The following is a 20,809-nucleotide window of genomic DNA, read 5'->3' on the forward strand; positions in this document are numbered from 1 at the left end:
TTAACGTATTTAAATTATTTATTTTTCGTAGAGAAACGGAGAAAAATATTCCTTAACCTTTTTTGCCGTGGCAAAAACCTTCACCTTTTGACAAGCAAAGCTATGTCAAACCCTTCACTTTTTCACATAAGTGAAAAAGTTTAGTTTTTTAATGAGCAGGGCGAATTAAAACCCTTCACTCAGCTCGACAAATTCCAGTTTGTTAGGATAAACTTGGAATTTAGAATTTTTAGATTCTAGGTTGTTCATCCTTATTACTCCTTTAGGCCTTTAAAAATTCGGTCTTTATTAAAGTAAGCTTTTCACCTTCACTATTTTTAATAACATGATCAAAAATATATTTATCTTCTATTTCCTTCATTTGAGTTTGTACAGTTATAGTTTCTCCATAAGAAGTTTCTTTCTCATAAATAACCCTTATGCTGGAAACAGAGCAATTTTTAACAACATCAAGTGGTATGTTTTCAAGCGCCCATGACACATACTTTACATTGTTAACATGTTTATTGGTATCTATATCACTGTATCTTACATCAAAGCTTTTCTCACTGCTTATTTCTGAAGGTAATAAGAGCTTTTCAAATTCAAGCTGCTGGTCATCTTCTACCCTAAGTCCATAAGCTCTATAGATGTCCTCTGGCACCCTACAAGGCCTTCTTCTCTCCGTATTGATTAGAAACCACAGTGAAGTAGCTTCCCCTATTTTCTCACCTTTATTGAAAATCTCAAACTTTCTATATGCATAAAACTTTCTTATAGAATATGGAATTGTTGTTACAGTTATAGTGTCATTATATTCAGGATATTTGTCCATATGTACATTCCACTTGTATACTACCCATGCCATTTTATTCCTCATTAAGTAATCTATTCCTACGCCAAGTTCTTCGCTCTGATATGTAGCCAAATCTCCCAAATAACTCATTATAGAAGTAATATCGGCTTTTTTATCATAATTGACCTCATAAAAATGAATATTATAATCTTTTTTACTAATAATTTTATCCATACAACCACTCCAATATAAAAAATAAGCATTATCAATGCCTTCTAGATAAATTACTTCAACCAGCAAAGTTTATCTTTAATTATAGCATTGATAATGCTTATTTACTATACGGTTTCTTTATTTAATTCTTGCATTATTTCATTTACATCTAGTCCATGAACCATAGCAGCTTCTTCTATAGTTTCTCCTTGAGCTGATGGACAAGCAATACAACCCATTCCAAAACTCATCAATATACGAGCTGCATCTGGATATATTCTTAAAGCTTCGCCAATTGTCATATCCTTAGTTAACTTCATGATACATCTACCTCTTTTCTTTTATTGATGATTATATTATACCCAAGTTTTTTAAGTTGTCAAAATTTATTTTATGGCTTTGCTTTAAATAAGTGTTAATTTTTACAGTTATTTAAAGCAAAGCTTCCTTTACTACGTTTAGCTATCTTTTTATATATCACTTATTTTTATTGTCTGGTCTCTTTTTGCTCCAACGGAAACAATTGATATTTTAGTTTTAGTAAGTTCTTCTATTCTCTTTAAGTATTTCTTTGCATTTTCAGGCAGTTTATCATAACTTCTAGCTTCTGCAACTTCTTCGCCCCAGCCATCAAATTCTTCATATACAGGTTTGCAAAGTGCTAAATCTTCTAAGCTTGCTGGTATATAATCTATAACTTCTCCATTGAAATCATATCCTACGCATACTTTTACTTTATCAATTCCAGCCAAAGTATCTATCTTAGTTATAGCAAAACTTGTTAAACCTGAAACTCTTGCTGCCTGTTTTAATATAACTGCATCAAGCCATCCACATCTTCTTGCTCTTCCTGTTGTAACCCCATACTCGTGTCCAGCTTCTCTTATATGATCTCCCATTTTATCAAATAATTCAGTAGGAAAAGGTCCTTTTCCAACTCTAGTTGTATAAGCCTTTGCAATACCAACAGCACTATCTATCATTCCAGGTCCTATTCCAGTTCCAGGACATACGCCTCCACCTATAGTATTTGATGATGTAACATAAGGATAAGTTCCATAATCTATATCTAAAAGGTTACCTTGTGCTCCTTCAAAAAGCACACTCTTACCTTTTTTAATTTCATCATAAACAATAACAGAAGTATCTTTAACATATGATTTCATTCTTTCTCCATAAGCAAGATACTCTTCACACATTTTTTCATAGTCAAATCCTTCAATACCATATACTTTTGTTAATATAGCATTTTTTATTTCCAGATTTGATTTTAACTTTTCTTTGAATACTTCAGGATGCATAAGATCACAAACTCTCAAACCAGATCTCTCTGCCTTATCTGTATAACAAGGTCCTATTCCCTTTCCTGTAGTTCCAATATCTTTTTTTCCTCTTAACTTTTCACTTGCACCATCTAATGCTCTATGATAAGGCATTATAAGATGTGCTCTATCACTTATAACCAATTTTTCAGGAGTAACTTCAACTCCCATTTTATTTAAATATTCAATTTCCTCGAATAAAGACTTTGGATCTATAACCACTCCATTGCCTATAATATTTAATTTATCATTATATAATATTCCAGATGGTATTAAGTGCAATTTATACTGTTTATCTCCTACTTCAACAGTATGACCTGCATTATTTCCACCTTGAGATCTAGCAACAACGTCAGCTCCTTCTGCAAGATAATCTGTCATCTTACCCTTTCCTTCGTCTCCCCATTGGGCACCTAAAACAATAAATGCTGACATAACAATTCCTCACTTTCATAACAAAAGATTATTTTATTGAAAACTTACCAAAGATAAATATAACATAAAAAATTTATTTTGTCTTTAGTTTTGAATAAAAAATCGAATATTTATTCTCCCTATCCAAATATTGTTCGTAACAAGTGAGAATTGTGGTTGTCGTCTTTTTTTTCATTAAGAACTTCACCATAGATTTCAAAAACTTTCTTTCCAAAGTTCTCTGTAGAATATAATTGAGCCATTTTTTTAGCTCCCATACTCATATGATTTCTAAGCTCTTTATTTGATATAATTGCCTTTATATGTTCAACAAATTCATCCTCGTTTGTATAGGTATATCCAGTTTCTCCATTTATAATAAGGTTTTTTATACATAAATCCCATTTGCACACAACGGGACATCCGCTAGCAACTGCCTCCAGATAAGTAAGTCCCTGAGATTCACTTTTAGATGCTGTAACAAATGCTAATCCAAGCCTGTAGTATTTTTGAACCTCATCAACGTCTATCATGCCAGTGAACTTAACACTTTCTTCTATATTAAGTTCCTTAACCATGTTTTGGAGTTTTATAAGGTATGGTCCTCCCCCTACAATAAGGAGCTTTATATTTGGCATATTTTTTAACACACAGTTAAATAAATTAATGATTTCATCTATATTTTTTTCCTCCGCAATTCTTCCCACATACACTAATATATCATCAGAACTGCTTAAGCCATATTTTTTGAGTAGCTTGCACTTCTCTTCCTTAGATACATTCTTACCAAATTTTCCAATATCTATTCCTGTTGGAATTATCTCTATATCCGTTGATACATCATAACTTATTAGCGCTTCTTTAACTTTTTCCGTAGGCGCTATTATTTCATCGAAAGTGTTACACAATAACCTTATTATTTTCGCCATTGTATTTTTGCGTATTACTTTTCCTTTTAAAAAATACTTTAAATAATCCTCATACATAGTATGATATGTATGGATTTGAGGTATATTTAATTTTCGTTTTATATATTTTGCTACTATCATAGTGGAAAACTCAGTTTGAGAGTGTATTATATCTGGCGACCATTCTACTATATCTCTTATAATTTTATTTCCAAACGGCCGTATAACTTTAGCCTCAGGATATACCCTTACAAATCTGGAATTTAAATAGTATATATCTCCCTCAACATGCTGCTTACCATCATAAGACAAGGTAAGTATTCTAACGTCATTCCCCAATCTTTTAAGCTGCTTATATAAATTATTAACAGAAATTACAACTCCATTTATCATTGGATAGTACGTATCTGTTGTTATTAAAATTTTCATCTTACCCTCCATATTTTTAATTTTATAAATATGGAAACTTCATTAAAATAGCTGCTTAATTTTCCATATATAAATAAAATAAATCACTTTACCTAATAAAATTTATTTGTACCATAATACCTAAAAGCATAGCACTGCGGCACAAATAAATTTCACATTTCAAGTAATTTATCCTCAACAAAATAATTTCACAAAAATAGTATATACCATAATTCTTATATTCATTTAATATATATCTTAAAAATTTCTTAAATATTAATTCTGTTTTCCCGCAAGTAATCTTGCAACATATATTCCACTTGCAGATGCCTGTGATAATGAATGTGTAACACCAGATCCATCTCCAAGTATATATAATCCTTTAATTTTAGTCTCAAGATTATTGTCAACCTCAACTTTAGAATTATAGAACTTAACCTCTACGCCGTAAAGCAGAGTATCTTCATTGGCAGTTCCAGGTGCTATATTATTTAATGCATAAATCATTTCTATTATATCATCAAGTTGTCTTTTAGGTATTACAAGGCTTAAATCACCAGGAGTTGCTTTCAAAGTTGGTATAGTGAAGCTTTTTTCCATTCTTCTTTCATTAGTTCTTCTTCCATTAACTAAGTCACCAAATCTTTGAACTATGACTCCTCCACCAAGCATATTGCTAAGTCTAGCTATAGATTCTCCATATTCATTACTGTTTTTAAAAGGCTCAGTAAAACGGTTTGACACAAGAAGCGCAAAATTAGTGTTACTAGTATGAAGCTTTGGATTTGAATAACTGTGACCATTTACAGTTATTATACCATTTGTATTTTCATTTACAACTTCTCCATGAGGATTCATACAAAAAGTTCTAACCATATCCCCATACTTCTTTGTTTTATAAACTATCTTGCTTTCATATACTTTATCAGTTATATGTTCAAATACCTCTGCTGGAAGCTCTACACGTACTCCAATGTCTACTCTATTGCTTTCAGTTTTTATCTCTAATTTTGAGCATATCTCTGAAATCCACTTTGATCCAGAACGCCCTGTTGCCAATATCAATTTTTTTGATTTAAATGTGCTCTTATCCGTTATTACTTCAAACTCATCATTTTCATTAACTATATCTTTTACTTCAGTATCAAAAAGTATCTCTATTTTTTCATTTAAGTATTTAAAGATATTTCCCATTATAACTACATTTCTATCTGTTCCCAAATGTCTTACCTTTGCATCAAGCAGGTGTAAATCATGCTGAAGTGCTTTACTTTTAAGATCAGAATTATTTGTTGAATAAAGCTTAGCATCTTCTCCCCCCATGCTGCATAAAACCTTATCAACATAATTCATTAATTCCAATGCTTCATTGTATCCTAAATACTTATACAATTCTCCACCGAAATTATTTGTTATATTATATTTACCATCTGATAAACTTCCTGCTCCACCATATCCATTCATTATATTGCAAACCGGACATTGAATACATGTTTTTATCTTCTTACCATCTATGGGACATTTCCTTCTATCTAAGCTGTGTCCCTTTTCTATCATTAGCACCTTTAAATCAGGGTTAATTTTTACAAGTTCGTATGCAGCAAAAATACCACTAGCTCCTGCACCGACAATAATTATATCATAATTCATAAAAAGCCCTCCTAAATATGTTATGCACTACAGTATTAAATTTTAAAATTTTGTACTATACTCGAAAACCAACCTTAACTGTATCCTGTCAATTGTATTCTGTCAACTGATATAATTTCCATAATAACCAGTACACTACAAACTTAATTTTAGTCAAATCCAATCTTCTAAATACTATACTATATAGTGTTATACCTCTAACCATATTATCAAAGCTGAACAATACAGTCAACATTATTTACCAATTCTTAATAGACTTTACTTTTAATATTTTATTAAATATATGTAAATAATATAGACATAAAACAACAAGAGGTGACGATAATGAATGCAGCCAATATTATTACTATTTTTAGATTTATTTTCATTCCATACTTTATAATTGTGTTTTTCTCTAATTCTCCAAACAACATATATTTTTCTGTAATCATCTTTTTTGTTGCAGGTTTTACAGATATACTTGATGGCTATATAGCAAGAAACTTTAATATGATAACCAAACTTGGAACTGTACTTGACCCTTTAGCAGATAAGCTCATGCTAATTACCGTGTTAACTTGCTTTACTATAAAAAATTATATACCTATGTTTATAATAGTAATATTATTAGTCAAAGAATTGTCCATGATTCTTACAGGAATAATTCTCTACGAACAAAACATAGTTATACCCGCTAACGCATTTGGCAAAGTCTCCACATTTTTATTTTATATTTCTATACTTCTTGTTGTTTTTAATAAAACCTTGGGAACAATTTTGTTATATTCTGCTTTACTAAGCACCTTAATAGCCTACGTAAATTACTTTTTTATATTCATGAAGAGAAAACAGATGTAATCATACACGAGGTTTGGGCGAAGCCCATTATCCTTCTTGAACATGATGTTATGCTCTTTCAATCATACACGAGGTTTGGGCGAAGCCCATTATCCTTCTTGAACATAATGTTATGTCTTCTTAAACATCTGGGGGGCTTGTTCAAGTTTTCAACAAAACAAAAAAACGACCGTATCAAAATTCGATATGGTCGTTTTTTAGCATCTTACTAGAGCACCTCATTTTTTATTTAAAGTATCTATTTAACAATCCCTTAAACATTGATCCATGTCTAGCTTCATCTTTGCACATTTCATGTACTGTATCATGAATTGCATCATAGTTAAGTTGTTTTGCGAGTGTTGCTAATTCTTTCTTTCCTTCGCAAGCTCCTTTTTCTGCATCTACTCTTGCAGCAAGATTTTTCTTTGTATCTGCTTCAAGAACTTCTCCAAGTAGTTCTGCAAATTTTGATGCATGCTCAGCTTCTTCAAATGCTGCTCTTTTGTATGCTTCTGCAACTTCTGGGTATCCTTCTCTATCAGCCTGTCTTGCCATAGCTAAGTACATTCCAACTTCTGTGCACTCTCCAGTAAAGTTAGCTCTCAATCCATCTACTACTTTTTGATCAACACCTTTTGCTATGCCAATTTTATGCTCATCAGCCCAACCTTCTGCCTCTTCTTTAACTTCTACAAACTTATCTGAACCAGCTCCACATACTGGGCACTTTTCTGGTGCTGCATCTCCTGTATAAATATAACCACAGACTGTACATTTAAATTTTTTCATTTTAAAATTCCTCCCTTTATCTCTCAATCAAATTTACTTTTTATTTTTACATTTTCCTCTAGATCTATTTCTACAATACTGCTATCATCAAAACTGGTATCTCTAACTGTTACACTGCCTTTAAATTGTCTACCATTCTGCTTTACCCGGGGTTTGGGCTCTGCCCATTATCCTTCTAGAACTCAAAGCAACCACTTTTTTTAAATAACCACTTAGATTTATTAATTTTATTTAATATTCCAAGATACTGTTACTTCGCAATATTTATAAAACCTGTATCATTGCAACAATGACACGTGCACATTCATCTATAAGAACTTCTTTATTCAAATCTGGATTTATATCAAAAACAAGCTCATCTTCAATATTTTCAATAAGAGAATACATCAAAAATGATTGCTCTTTTTCATGTTTTAGTTCAATTCCTGATTTTTTAAGCTGAGCAACAACAGCATCCATCATTATGTTTTTAATACGCTGAAAATACTTCATTACATCATTATCTGTATATACTAGAGACATAAGCTCATCATGATATTTTTTAGGATAAGTAGTATGAAGTTGTATAAAAATATTAAGAATATTCTTTATGGTATTAAAAAGATCTTTGTTTTCCGAAAAATTACCTAGTTCATCAACAATCTGTCCTATATACTCTTGACCATTTTTGTAAAGACATTCAAGAAGTATATTTTTTTTATCTTTAAAATATGCATAAACTGTACCTGTTGAAAGTCCAGCAGTTTTTGCTATTTCCGCTGTGGTTATATTAAAATAACCCTTTTCTATAAAAAGATTGTTGGCTGCTGATATTATTCTTTCTTTTTTCTCTATTGAACGTTTTTGTTTAGGCTCACGGACTGCCTTATCCAACTTTTTCACCTCTAATAGTTTTATAGTTATTTACGTTTTGATTTAATCAACATTTTTAAAATATAGCTTTATTTTAATACAAGAAAAATATGTTGTCAATGAAATATGAAAGTGACTTCATATTTATATTGACATTTAGGAAACATAAAACTATAATATGAACATGAACTAGGTTTCATATTTTGGAGGTGGATATAAAATGAACAAAAAAACTGGTTATATTGGATTTATTGGAATACTTATAGCTGCTTTTCTTGGAGTAATTGATAGTACAATTGTTAATATTGCTCTTCCAAGTATAACGGATTATTTTAAGGTAAGTTTGAATGATACTAGTTGGATAAGTACAATTTATGCTTTAGCATTAGCAGTTTTTATGATTACTGCATCTAAACTTGCAGATCAATTTGGAAGAAAAAAACTAATGGTTATTGGCCTTTTAATTTTTGGAATTAGCTCTGTACTCTGCGGATTTTCTAATTCGTTATTATTTCTTATTGTGATGAGATTTATACAAGGTATTGGAGGAGCTATTATTACACCAATAGTACTTCCAATGGGAATCGAAATTTTTGGAAAAGAAAAGATGCAGATAGTTGTTGGAGCATCTGGTGCTGTAGTTGGTTTGGCAGCTGCAAGTGGACCACCAGTTGGAGGAATTTTAATAAAATATGCGAATTGGCAGTCTGTTTTCTTTGTTAATGTGCCACTTACTGTTATTGCATTAATTTTAATAATGGTTTTTGCAGAAGAATCTTATGATAACACAGTTTCTAAAAATATAGATTGGGTCGGAATGATAATGATAACTGTAAGCCTATTTTGTCTTACTTTTGCACTACTTAAAGGAAAGGATTATGGTTGGAACTCACCTACTATAATAGCTTTGTTTGCAATTTTTGCGGTTTCTCTAATTGTATTTGTTATAGTCGAACTTAAGATTTCTGCACCGATGGTAGAATTTAGTCTTTTTAAAGAACCAACCTTTACAGCATCAAATATATGTTACTTAATAACAGGTTTTGGAATTATGTGTCCTCTTCTTATTTTTAATTATTACCTCCAGAATGTACTTGAATATGATACTCTTAAGGCTGCTTTTATTATGATGAGTGTTTCACTTACAACTATGTTCGCAACGCCAATTGGAAGTATTTTAAGTAAGAAAATTGGTACAAGAATTGTAAATTTTCTTGGTATATTAATTCTTGGAATTGCCACATTTAAACTATCCTATGTGAACGCAGATATGACTAAAGGAACAATGATATTGGATTTAATTATATGTGGAATAGGACTTGGTTTTTCGGTTCAAGCACTTTCTTCATCTGTTAAATTTATTCCTAAAGAAAAAAGCGGAATGGGTTCTGGAATTATAAATGCTGCTAGACAAATAGGAAGTTGTATTGGTATTGCAATACTTGTAAGTATATTAAATAGCAATGTATCTACTGCAAAGGATAATATCAAAAATAATGTGATTTCGTATATAAGCAATAAAAATGAGATAATCAAACCTGTCAGAACAGAACTTATAAAGGTAGTAAATGACAACTTTAAAAATACGGATAGCAATAGAAATACTATATCGCAGAGTTCAATTGAAAAGTCGGTAGAAGATATAATAAAGAATAATAAAAGCTTGTTTTCTAAGAATGCATCCTTTTATAACAATGATACCTTGAAGAAATTATACGATGGAACAAGCATAATTAGAGATGGAGCATCAAAGGCAGCGAATGGTCAGAGTTCTTTAAATAGTGGAATGAAAAATTTAGATAATGGGCTGGATGGAATTTATAATGGCAGTGTTTCATTAAATTATGGATTAGGCACTTTTAATGATGGAATTAGTAAATTAGCAGCAGGAAGTCAAAAACTAGCAGATGGAAGTCAAGGTATAACTGCATTAGTTAATGGAATAACTTGCTTAGATTCTGGCTCACAAAAGCTTATAGGACAGTTTTCATCAAGTGGTGATACAAGTAAACCAAGCTTATATGATGGCATTACTTCTGTTAGTGATGGAACGCAGAAAGTTTCTAGCGGGGTTAACAATTATGTGGCTGCTGTAAATAGTACATTATATATGCTTGTAAAAAACAATGCAGATGCAGCTAAGGTACTTGATGAGTATAGAACTAATCTTAGTAAGTTAGAAAATGATAAATCACAGGATATACAGCAAATAAAAATGCTTTCAAATATGGTAAGCATTTATACCGCGGCAATATCATCTGCAAATGAAAGTGAGTTTGAAAGTAAACTAGCAGCTTCACAAAATGTTGTTTCATCAGGCCAAACTCTTAAAGCTGGAGCAGATAATCTTCAAAATGGAGCTTCTAAAGTTGAAGCACAGTTTAAGGACAGGGGAGCCTTTAAAAGTGGAGTTGCACAACTTGCAGCTGGAGCTCATAAGCTTTCTAGTGCAGCTGCATCACTTACAAAACTTCAAGAAGGAATAGGTACTATTAATACTTCAATTTCAAAGTTAAGTAATGGTTCTTCAAAATTATATGATGGCTCGTCAAATCTAAAAAATGGCATGTATAAGGCTAAAGTTGGAAATGATAAACTTGAAGATGGTTCTAGTAAACTTGTAGATGCATCTTATAAAATAAAGGATGGAACTGAAACAGTAGTAACAAGTATAGGAATGGCTGGGCAAAAAGGTGCGATCCAAAGTGTTATGAATAAGGTTAAAAGTGAAAAGGATGATAAGTTATCGACTGCTTTTAGCAAAACATTTTTAATTTCGTCAATAATAGTAATGATATCTTCGATATTTGGACTATTTACAGATAAAAATGTAAAAATAGAAGATAAGAGTGAGGAATATGATGATAAAGCTTTAAGTAATTTATAAAGGGATATACTGATGGCTTGTTTTATTGCGCAGTTTCAATTGAATTTTTCTGGTATTAGTGATAAACTACTTTATGTATGTAAATATGAGTATTTAGAATGTTTAGTCTTATTACGAAAATATAATATGTCATCAATTTAAGATGGCATATGCATATATAGATGTGGGAGGAGGAAACTATTGAATATGATGTTCAATAGAAATAAGTATGTTAGATTTAAAGAAAATAAGAAGCAATCCTGAAGAGGTAAAAAAATCTCTTTTAAATAGAGGGGAAGATTTTGACGTTTCTGTAATTGACAGAGTTGTAAAACTTGATGAACAAAGAAGAAAAAAATTAGTTGAAGTTGAAAACTTAAAAAGCAAGAGAAATAAGGACTCAGGTGAAATACCAAAGCTAAAAAAAGCTGGCCAAAATACAGATGCATTAATGGCAGAGATGAAAAAACTTTCAGATGATATTAAAAACATTGATGCTGAAGTTTCAAAGATAGACGAAGAAATAGAGTACATAATGCTTAGAATTCCTAATATACCTCATCCAAGTGTTCCAGAAGGTAAGTCAGATGAAGATAATGTTGAAATAAGAAAATGGGGCGAACCTAGAAAATTTGATTTTGAATTTAAAGCTCACTGGGATGTTGGAACAGATTTAAACATACTTGATTTTGAGAGAGCTGGTAAGGTAGCTGGTTCAAGATTCACTTTTTACAAAGGTCTTGGTGCAAGACTTGAAAGATCTGTAATAAACTTCTTCTTAGACACACATGTAGAAAAACATGGATATACAGAAGTACTTCCACCATACATGGTAAATAGAAGCAGTATGACAGGAACTGGTCAGCTTCCAAAGTTCGAAGAAGATGCTTTTAAGGTAGAAAATAATGGATTTTTCTTGATTCCTACAGCAGAAGTTCCAGTTACAAATTTGCATAGAGACGAAATGCTTAAGGGTGAAGATTTACCTGTAAAATATGCTGCATATAGTGCATGCTTTAGATCAGAAGCTGGTTCTGCTGGAAGAGATACTAGAGGGCTTGTTCGTCAGCACCAGTTTAATAAAGTTGAACTTGTAAAATTTGCAAAGCCAGAAGAATCATATGATGAACTTGAAAAATTAACTCATGATGCTGAAGAAGTTCTTCAGATGTTAGGTCTTCCATATAGAGTTGTTAGAATATGTAAAGGTGATTTAGGATTTACAGCTGCATTAAAATACGATATAGAAGTTTGGATGCCAAGTTACAATAGATATGTTGAAATATCAAGCTGCAGTAACTTTGAAGATTTCCAGGCAAGACGTGCAAATATTAAATTTAAAAGAGATCCTAAGGCAAAACCAGAGTTCGTTCATACATTAAACGGATCTGGAGTTGCTATTGGAAGAACTGTAGCAGCTATACTTGAAAATTATCAAAATGAAGATGGAAGTGTAACTGTTCCAGAAGTTTTAAGACAATACATGGGAAAAGATGTAATCCTATAAGAGGTTTGGGCGAAGCCCATTATCCTTCTAGAACTATATTAAACCACAGATAGCTTGGTGAAAAAATATATAAGAAACGACTGCTTTATGTATACAGCAGTCGTTTTTGTTATTAAGAAATTATCTTTAAAATTTTAGTTATGTCTCCATCCCAAATTGCATATTTGCTTGTTACTTCATTGATTTTTCTAGAAAGGTTGCTATGGATATAAATACAATCTAAAAAAGCAGCTTTTGATCCTTCAACATCACACACATCATCATTTCCGACAAAAATACTTTCCTCTTTATTTAAATGTTCATTTTCTATAAGGTAATTAAAAAAAGCTTTATCTGGTTTGCAAATTTCTATATCGGAAGAACTATATAAGCCATCAAAGTAATCATGTATACCCAAATATTTCAGTTCTGGAACTGTAAATTCTCTTTGTCCATTTGATAGCATATATATTTTTTTATTTCTAGACTTTAGTTCATTTAAAAGAGATTTAACCCCTAGATAAAGTCCTATGTATTCTGTAGATAAACTTCTAAATAGCCTCATAGAATAACTAACTAATTCCTTGTCCACATTTACCCTTTTATCTGCATATAATTCTCTAAAAACTAATGGAAGATTTATATCAGGATATTTAGTTTTTGTATTTTCATCAGTTTTATTTTTTACTTTAGTCAAATAAGCTTTTTTCAGTTCATTAGGTTTATAATTAGCTCCATTGTAGCTGTAGAAAAGTGAAAGCTTTTTCCAGAGGTTACTTTTGTTTTCATTGGTATGTATATTTACTAAGGTTCCATATAAATCGAATATAATATTTTTGTACATATAAAACTCTCCTTCGTATTTTCATATATATATAATATCATTATTTAATTTTTATATTAAGAGATTTTGTGAAAACCTTTAAAATTACATTAAAAAGTTTTTAATATAGAATAGATAAATTGATTAGCAAGTATAAATTAATATAAAAAAGTATAAAAATATATTGACAGTATTCATGACAGATGATATAATATAACCTGTCGTGGTCGTGGAAAGATGGTCGAGTTGGTTTAAGGCACCGGTCTTGAAAACCGGCGTGCGGGTGACCGCACCTAGGTTCGAATCCCTATCTTTCCGCCATTATTTTATATAAAAAATTATAAAGTAAAGCACATGGAGAAGTACTCAAGTGGTTGAAGAGGTGCCCTTGCTAAGGGTATAGATCGGGTGACCGGTGCGAGGGTTCGAAACCCTCCTTCTCCGCCATAAAGGAACATATTTATTTATGTTCCTTTATTTTTCGGTTATATAACGAAATAGTATTGACAGTTTTTTTAATTATTGATATAATTCTTATGTTGTTTGTGTGGAAAGATGGTCGAGTTGGTTTAAGGCACCGGTCTTGAAAACCGGCGTGCGGGTGACCGCACCTAGGGTTCGAATCCCTATCTTTCCGCCATATTTTATATAAAAAATACAAAGTAAAGCACATGGAGAAGTACTCAAGTGGTTGAAGAGGTGCCCTTGCTAAGGGTATAGATCGGGTGACCGGTGCGAGGGTTCGAAACCCTCCTTCTCCGCCATAAAACGCCTTTAGTTAGGTGTTTTATTTTTTAATGGAATTTGATTTTTATGCACTATTATGGTAATATAATGGTGTTCGTTAATTTAGCTACTATGCGATAGTACCTCAACTGGATAGAGGACTCGGCTACGAACCGAGGCGCTGCGGGTTCAAGTCCTGCCTGTCGCACTATATCGAATGTTTATAACGATATTGAACGTTCCGTGAATAGGAGTAACCGAAAGGTTGCTCCTATTTTCGTTGTGTAACGAAGAAAACCACTTGCTAGGCAAGTGGAATATGCCGTTGAACAGAAAAAAACTCCTATGTTAAAATAGATGCAAGCATAGACAACCGCAAATATAAAAACATAGACCAGCTAGTAAAAGTCAATAAGCTTTTATAAAAAAATTATTAATAAAAATAGGTATCATAAAAAATCCATTGAAAAATACGAACAATGGAAAATAATTCCTAATTATTTTAGCTGTTAAGCTACTTGCTATATTTTAAGCGCTTTGCGTGCATTAAGTTTAAGATTTTTTGTAGCGACAGCGGAGAAAAATCATCCTTCACTGTACTCTGTCCTCTGTACTTTGTACCCTGAGTTAAATTCCAGTTTAGTGAGATGAATTTGGTATTAGCAATTTTAAACTTTCAGCTTGTCTATTTATAGAAGTAAGTTGTTAGATTTTAGGAGGTTTGGAATTTGAAAATACATGATAAATGCTTGCCATGTGTGGTTAATCAAGCTATTAAAGTGGCGGATATTACGGGAACTCATAAAAAGGAAGAATTACTAAGGGAAGTTTTTACCTATCTAAGTAAAATGGATTTTGAGGTAACGACACCAGAAATTATAGGAGAAATTTTTGACATAATAAAAAAATATATTAATAATCCAGATCCATATAAAGAAACTAGAAATTATTATAATACATTGCTTTTAAAAATGTTACCCAAATTTGAAAGAAAGCTTAAGCAAGCTGAAAATTCATTTCAATTAGCGGTGCGATATGCTATTATTGGTAATATAATAGATTTTAATCCTATTCACAATACACTATTGGAGGATATTTTTGATTATTTCGAAAAAATGGAAGAGGCAAAGCTAGCTATAGATGATTCTAAGGTACTAATGCAAGATATTTTGAATGCAAAGACATTATTGTACTTAGGCGATAATTGTGGAGAAATCTGCATGGACAAGCTTTTTATAAAGAAAATAAAAGAACTGAATTCACATGTTAGAATATTTTTTGGAGTACGTGGTAAACCTGTTGTAAATGATTCTATAGCTGAAGATGCATATGCTGTAGGAATTGATGAATATGCAGAAGTTATAGATAACGGCGATGGCTCTCTTGGAACTGTGCTTAATCGAACAAGTACTGAGTTTAAAGAAGTTTATAAAAAGTCAGATGTAGTAATTGCTAAGGGGCAAGCCAATTATGAATGTTTGAGCGAAGAAAACAAAAATATCTATTTCTTATTAATGACAAAATGTGATGTAATTGCAGAGGACATTGGTGTTGAGGAAAAGAAAATGATTTGCATGAAAAACAGGGTTTAAATAAGAAGTTCAGCGGCTATACAGTAATTAATAGAGGGTGAAAACAATGGAGAGTATCACAGAATTAATTGAAAGCTTATTTTCTAAAGATAATAAAGTTGCATACCAAGCATTACAGATGTTAGAAACTGAAAGTGAAAAATCTAATGCTGTCTATAAGTTTTTTGATAGGTTTGCTGAAATGATTGAAAATAACAATTCGTATATAAGAAGTAGGGGCATTATTTTAATATCTGCTAATGCTAAATGGGATACGGAAAACAAAATTGATGAAATTATAGAGAATTATTTAAAACATATTTTAGATGAAAAACCAATTACAGCAAGACAATGTATTAAGTCATTACCGAATATTGCAAAATATAAATCAAGTTTAGTAGAATATATACAAGAAACTTTATTGAAAGCAGATGTTACAATATATAGTGATAGTATGCAAGCCTTGGTATACAAAGATATTTTATCTACACTAAGACAAATTAAACGCTAAATTTAGAGTTACATAAAAGGCAAAAATTCATTTATAATAAGGAAAGAGGTGGAGGACTATGGAAAACGAAAGATGCAAATTACCTAATAATACTAAGAAGATGATTCTGCCAAATCGCGCAGCTAGTGCAATATACTATGCGTCAAACAAGCGTGATCCGCAGACCATAAGAATTATGATTGTTATGAAAGATATAGTTGATGGTGATATGCTTATACATAGTGTTAAAAAAGCAATGGAGAGATACCCATATTATCATATTGCTGTTGTTCAAAATGACGGTAAATATATTAATATACATAACAGTGGACCTATCGTAGTAAAGCATACTGATAAACCAGCAAACCTTGGCAGCGCGGAAGTAAATTATCATATGATAGCTTGGTCATACAGTGAAAAAAACATCTATTTAGATGCTTCACATGGACTTCTTGATGGAATTTCTATGCTGGAAGTTTTGAAAACAGTACTTTTCTTTTATTGTAGTGAGAAATATGCTATAAAATTATCGCCAGATGGCATTACAACAATGGAAAACAGCATTGAGGATGAGGAATGGCAGGAACCATTTACAGATGACCTAATTTTACCAAACGATGATATTGGCGATTCTTATGAAGCTTATCAGCTGCCCGAAGTTTGGAAAGGAAGTGCCACAAGAATATCATTTCTACTACCACAGGAGGAGTTTATGAATTATGTAAAAAAGTATCATGGAACTCCTGGAATAGTGATAACAACCTTTTTTTCTGAAGTTATTAGGCGGCTATGTGCCGTTGAAAACCTGCCAATTGTTACTACAATGTATGTGAACAGCAGACCTATGCTTGATAGGGATAAAGCGGGAGGATGCTTGGTTACATCGGTAGAACTTCCCCTTACAAAAGAGATGAAAAAATTAGAACTTGGCAAGCGGACCTATGAGTATCGTAAAATGCAGAAAGAAAAAACTTCTAAAGAGCAGATATTAAAGAAAGTAAGCAGACAGGTCAGAGAGTATATAAGTAATGACAGAATTGAAGGACTTCAAGAAAAGCTTGATAAACTTGGAAAAGCAGATTCGGTGTTTCAGGTTGGAACATTTTCAGTAAGCTCAACAGGCAGAGACCCATTTGGTTCAGTTAGCCAGTATATTCGTGAGATTCATAACATAGTTATTCCTACTACTTACCTTATAGAGATGAATTGCGTTAATAATATGTTTACTATTGATTTTCTTCAGAGTTTTGCTTCAACGAGGTACGTAGATGAATTTGAGAAAATTCTTAAGGAAGAAGGAATACCATATATTCGTCAGAAAGCAGAAATTTATAATACTGCCAGTGTTATTTATGACCAGATTGATAAAAGTGTGTAGGAGATTTGAAGGGTGAATTTAAAACATAGAGCACGAAAATTAAAATCAGATATACCTGCTGTATTCATTGCTTTAAGGAAGAAGGAAACACCTGTAATAGCAAAAATTTTTGCAGGTATTACAATTGGATATGCGTTGTCGCCTATTGATTTTATACCTGATTTTATACCAGTTATAGGTTTATTAGATGACTTGATTTTGCTTCCAATATTTATATCAATAACAATAAAATTTATTCCACCCCAAATATTCGATCAATGTAGAATTGAAGCAGAAAATTTATGGGGCAATGGAAAACCTAAAAAGTGGTATTTTGCAATACCAATTATATTAGTATGGATAGCATTAATATTCCTTATTATCAAATAAGTTATATTATAATCAATAAATTTGAAAATAAGATGATGATTGACTGAAGTTGGCAGTATTGTCACCATTGATAGCATACAAATTAATGCTTTGAAGTTTTTAGAGGAAGATCTAGATTCACGTGAATGGAGGATATAATTAATTATGAGAATTATAGAAACACAGCCGAATACACAAGATGCTATTGATTTGATGGAAGAACTATCTAAAAGTTTAAAACTTATAACAGGTGACAGTGGAAAAAGTTCTTTTAATCCAAATGATGTTTGTGTTCCGCGTTCCTTATTTGTAGTAGCATATGATGAAGCTGGTGAAGCCGTAGGTTGTGGAGCAATACGCCCTATAAATGAAGATGTTGCTGAGGTTAAAAGAATGTTTGCTAAGACTAAGGAGCTTGGAGTTGGAAGTAAAATTTTGAGTTACTTAGAAAAGCAAGCACAAAAGCTGGGTTACTCTACTCTTTGGCTTGAGACACGATTGGTAAATAAAAGAGCAGTAGCATTCTACGAAAAAAGAGGCTATTATCGTATTCCTAATTATGGCAAGTATATAAATAGACCTGAAGCGGTTTGTTTTGCAAAGGCTGTGCTTTAAAATAATGCTGATGAGCTTGATGTAGATATTGACTATCCTAAAATTCCTGGAATTAGAGAAGGTTTGCATCAGTATTACGAGATTGAAGAAACCACTGATTTGTGGTCGATGAACTCGGGTCGCGTACAGGCGAAGATTGGGTTTAACATGGAGGAAAAAGATTTATCTATACCATTACTATGATAAAGCAATAGTACAATTTCTAAATCTTTCTGATATACCAATAAAAGAAGCAAAAGCAATATTACAAGACATAAAGATCACTAAACCTAATGCTCAATGTACCAAAAGGTAACCAGAATATATGGGAAGAATTATATAACAAGGCTAAAGAGAAGTAATATAAATAATAATTTCAAGGAGGCTTTTATGAAACGTATATTAGTTACAGGTGGAACCGTATTTGTCAGTAAATATGTAGCAAAATATTTTAAAGCAAAGAATTATGAAGTGTATGTTTTAAACAGAGGCACTAGACAACAAGTAGAAAATGTTAATTTAATATGTGCAGATAGAAATAATTTAAAAGCTTGTCTAGTAAACTATTCTTTTGATGCCGTAATAGACGTATGTGCATATAATCAAAAGGATATTACAAATATATTAGATGCATTAGGCGAGTTTAAAGACTATATATTTATTAGTTCATCTGCCGTTTATCCAGAAACAAATGAGCAGCCATTTTCTGAAGATCAAAAGATTGGTTTGAATTCTATCTGGGGTAAATATGGAGCTGACAAGGTTGAAGCAGAAGAATATTTACTTTCAAGAGTTCCTAATGCATATATTTTAAGACCTCCTTATTTATATGGACCAATGCAAAACCTATATAGAGAGCCATTTGTGTTTGAATGTGCTTTAAAAAATAGAAAATTTTATATTCCTAACGATGGAAAGATGAAATTACAATTTTTTCATGTAGAGGATTTATGTAAAGTTATTGAAAAGATTCTAGAAAAACATCCCAAGGATCATATATTAAATGTTGGCAATGCGGAAGCAGTGGATATAAACACATTTGTTGAATTATGCTATGAAGCGGTTGGAGCTCCTTTAGAAAAAGTATATGTAACTAATCATGATAATCAAAGGGATTATTTTAGTTTTTATAATTATGAATATATACTTGATGTTTCAAGACAAAATGAGTTATTACCAAAACAAAAAAATTTATTTGATGGGCTAAAGGAATCTTATGAATGGTACAAGGATAATTCTTATGAAGTTGCGAGAAAGGGATATATGGAATTTATTAAGCAAAATTTTGAGTAATATAAAGATGAAATTCAGTAATTTAAAGGGGATTGATTTTTATATGGATAAAAAATATACGGAAATAAACTCTCATTTTTTTGACAAATGGGTTGATAAAGGTTGGAAATGGGGACAGCCTGTTAGCCATGAAGTTTTTGAAAAAGCAAAAAATAATGATTGGTCTATGCTGTTAACACCTACTAAACCCGTACCAAAAGAATGGTTTTGTGAAATTAAGAACGCTGAAATATTGGGCTTGGCATCCGGAGGGGGTCAACAAATGCCTATATTTACTGCATTGGGTGCAAAGTGTACAGTACTAGATTATTCAGAAAAACAACTGTTAAGTGAGAAAGAGGTAGCGAAAAGGGAAAATTATGATATAAAAATAGTTAGAGCAGACATGACTAAACCTCTGCCTTTTGAAGATGAATCCTTCGATTTGATTTTTCATCCAGTTTCTAATTGTTATATTGAGGAGGTTGTTCCTGTTTGGAAGGAATGTTATAGGATACTGAAAAAAGGAGGAATTTTATTAGCAGGTTTAGATAACGGAATTAATTATATTTTTAATGATGAAGAGACAATGATAATAAATAAGTTGCCATTTAATCCTTTAAAGAATAAAAAACTATACGAAGATTCAATTAAAAATGATTGGGGAATTCAATTTTCACATACCATTGAGGAACAAATTGGTGGACAATTACAAGCAGGTTTTGTGCTTACGAATATATACCAGGATACAAATGGTATAGGTAGACTTCATGAATTTAATGTTCCGTCTTTTTATGCCACAAGGGCAATTAAAAAAAATGAGATTAGAAAAGTAGGAGATGGATTTATTGGAGTATGAATTTAATTTTATTCTTGACGAAGATGGGTACAAGCAAGCAATTAAAGAAACGCATGAAGTGACAAAAAAATAAAAAAAATAAAGCTATTAAAAATAATATAATTGTTGTATTTATTGAATTAATTGTTTCTATAATAGTTTTTTACTTCTTATCTGGATTTGATTTAGATAAAACTTGCATATATATACTATTACTAATTATAATATTATTTTTATTCTATAGATTAGGGAGAAAAAATAAAATAT

18 protein-coding genes and 5 tRNA genes are annotated in these 20,809 nt (G+C 31.5%); 15 read left to right on the forward strand and 8 right to left on the reverse strand.

Annotated elements, in window-relative coordinates:
- Positions 1–262: 262 nt before the first annotated feature.
- From AGR56_RS17885 to AGR56_RS17905, 5 genes are all read right to left on the reverse strand, one after another.
- Positions 263–1,009, reverse strand: a complete 747-nt coding sequence (locus AGR56_RS17885) for an acyl-ACP thioesterase domain-containing protein (protein ID WP_053243452.1) — start codon at positions 1,007–1,009, stop codon at positions 263–265.
- Between the two features lie 104 nt (positions 1,010–1,113).
- Complete coding sequence (locus AGR56_RS17890) at positions 1,114–1,308, reverse strand: DUF1858 domain-containing protein (protein ID WP_053243453.1); 195 nt, start codon at positions 1,306–1,308, stop codon at positions 1,114–1,116.
- Positions 1,309–1,458: 150 nt separating this feature from the next.
- Positions 1,459–2,745, reverse strand: a complete 1,287-nt coding sequence (locus AGR56_RS17895) for an adenylosuccinate synthase (protein WP_053243454.1) — start codon at positions 2,743–2,745, stop codon at positions 1,459–1,461.
- Between the two features lie 119 nt (positions 2,746–2,864).
- Positions 2,865–4,061 carry a glycosyltransferase family 4 protein gene (locus tag AGR56_RS17900; protein ID WP_053243455.1) on the reverse strand — a complete coding sequence of 399 codons (1,197 nt, stop codon included), beginning with the start codon at positions 4,059–4,061 and terminating at the stop codon, positions 2,865–2,867.
- Between the two features lie 255 nt (positions 4,062–4,316).
- Complete coding sequence (locus AGR56_RS17905) at positions 4,317–5,690, reverse strand: NAD(P)/FAD-dependent oxidoreductase (protein ID WP_053243456.1); 1,374 nt, start codon at positions 5,688–5,690, stop codon at positions 4,317–4,319.
- 324 nt (positions 5,691–6,014) lie between these two features.
- On the opposite strand from AGR56_RS17905, the gene AGR56_RS17910 reads away from it, so the two are divergent.
- Positions 6,015–6,527 carry a CDP-alcohol phosphatidyltransferase family protein gene (locus AGR56_RS17910; protein ID WP_053243457.1) on the forward strand — a complete coding sequence of 171 codons (513 nt, stop codon included), beginning with the start codon at positions 6,015–6,017 and terminating at the stop codon, positions 6,525–6,527.
- A 225-nt stretch (positions 6,528–6,752) separates the two neighbouring features.
- On the opposite strand, the gene AGR56_RS17915 is transcribed toward AGR56_RS17910, so the two are convergent.
- On the reverse strand, positions 6,753–7,298 hold the full coding sequence (locus tag AGR56_RS17915) for an NADH peroxidase (RefSeq protein ID WP_053243458.1): 546 nt from the start codon (positions 7,296–7,298) through the stop codon (positions 6,753–6,755).
- 264 nt (positions 7,299–7,562) lie between these two features.
- Positions 7,563–8,171, reverse strand: coding sequence for a TetR/AcrR family transcriptional regulator (locus tag AGR56_RS17920; protein WP_053243459.1), 609 nt, complete (start codon positions 8,169–8,171; stop codon positions 7,563–7,565).
- Between the two features lie 199 nt (positions 8,172–8,370).
- Here AGR56_RS17920 and AGR56_RS17925 point away from each other — a divergent pair, with 199 nt between their 5' ends.
- Together AGR56_RS17925 and serS are read left to right on the forward strand one after the other, a co-directional pair.
- Complete coding sequence (locus AGR56_RS17925) at positions 8,371–11,037, forward strand: MDR family MFS transporter (RefSeq protein WP_053243460.1); 2,667 nt, start codon at positions 8,371–8,373, stop codon at positions 11,035–11,037.
- Positions 11,038–11,245: 208 nt separating this feature from the next.
- A complete protein-coding gene (gene serS, locus AGR56_RS17930) occupies positions 11,246–12,523 on the forward strand; it encodes a serine--tRNA ligase (protein WP_053243461.1) in 1,278 nt (425 codons plus the stop codon).
- Positions 12,524–12,635: 112 nt separating this feature from the next.
- Here serS and AGR56_RS17935 read toward each other — a convergent pair whose 3' ends face one another.
- Positions 12,636–13,346: an HAD family hydrolase gene (locus AGR56_RS17935; protein WP_053243462.1), complete on the reverse strand. Its 711-nt coding sequence runs from the start codon at positions 13,344–13,346 to the stop codon at positions 12,636–12,638.
- Between the two features lie 210 nt (positions 13,347–13,556).
- On the opposite strand from AGR56_RS17935, the gene AGR56_RS17940 reads away from it, so the two are divergent.
- From AGR56_RS17940 to AGR56_RS17995, 12 genes are all read left to right on the forward strand, one after another.
- Positions 13,557–13,646 (forward strand) — tRNA-Ser (locus tag AGR56_RS17940).
- Positions 13,647–13,681: 35 nt separating this feature from the next.
- Positions 13,682–13,772, forward strand: a tRNA-Ser gene (locus tag AGR56_RS17945).
- A 102-nt stretch (positions 13,773–13,874) separates the two neighbouring features.
- Positions 13,875–13,965 (forward strand) — tRNA-Ser (locus AGR56_RS17950).
- Between the two features lie 33 nt (positions 13,966–13,998).
- Positions 13,999–14,089 (forward strand) — tRNA-Ser (locus AGR56_RS17955).
- A 96-nt stretch (positions 14,090–14,185) separates the two neighbouring features.
- Positions 14,186–14,259, forward strand: a tRNA-Arg gene (locus AGR56_RS17960).
- A gap of 520 nt (positions 14,260–14,779) precedes the next feature.
- Positions 14,780–15,643, forward strand: a complete 864-nt coding sequence (locus AGR56_RS17965; protein ID WP_053243463.1) for an ARMT1-like domain-containing protein — start codon at positions 14,780–14,782, stop codon at positions 15,641–15,643.
- 46 nt (positions 15,644–15,689) lie between these two features.
- The gene (locus AGR56_RS17970; protein WP_053243464.1) at positions 15,690–16,133 is read left to right on the forward strand and encodes a hypothetical protein; all 444 of its coding nucleotides are present in this window, start codon (positions 15,690–15,692) and stop codon (positions 16,131–16,133) included.
- A gap of 58 nt (positions 16,134–16,191) precedes the next feature.
- Positions 16,192–17,490 (forward strand): hypothetical protein, encoded by a 1,299-nt coding sequence (locus AGR56_RS17975; RefSeq protein ID WP_053243465.1) that lies wholly within the window; start codon positions 16,192–16,194, stop codon positions 17,488–17,490.
- Positions 17,491–17,502: 12 nt separating this feature from the next.
- Positions 17,503–17,859 carry a DUF1232 domain-containing protein gene (locus tag AGR56_RS17980; protein WP_053243466.1) on the forward strand — a complete coding sequence of 119 codons (357 nt, stop codon included), beginning with the start codon at positions 17,503–17,505 and terminating at the stop codon, positions 17,857–17,859.
- 144 nt (positions 17,860–18,003) lie between these two features.
- Positions 18,004–18,453 carry a GNAT family N-acetyltransferase gene (locus AGR56_RS17985; RefSeq protein WP_053243467.1) on the forward strand — a complete coding sequence of 150 codons (450 nt, stop codon included), beginning with the start codon at positions 18,004–18,006 and terminating at the stop codon, positions 18,451–18,453.
- 369 nt (positions 18,454–18,822) lie between these two features.
- Positions 18,823–19,725 (forward strand): NAD-dependent epimerase/dehydratase family protein, encoded by a 903-nt coding sequence (locus AGR56_RS17990; protein WP_053243468.1) that lies wholly within the window; start codon positions 18,823–18,825, stop codon positions 19,723–19,725.
- A gap of 43 nt (positions 19,726–19,768) precedes the next feature.
- Entirely contained in the window at positions 19,769–20,563 is a 795-nt protein-coding gene (locus AGR56_RS17995) for a class I SAM-dependent methyltransferase (RefSeq protein ID WP_053243648.1), read from the forward strand.
- Positions 20,564–20,809: the final 246 nt, after the last annotated feature.

Origin of the sequence: Clostridium sp. DMHC 10, assembly GCF_001270375.1 — a bacterium.
GTDB classification, from domain to species: domain Bacteria; phylum Bacillota; class Clostridia; order Clostridiales; family Clostridiaceae; genus Clostridium_S; species Clostridium_S guangxiense.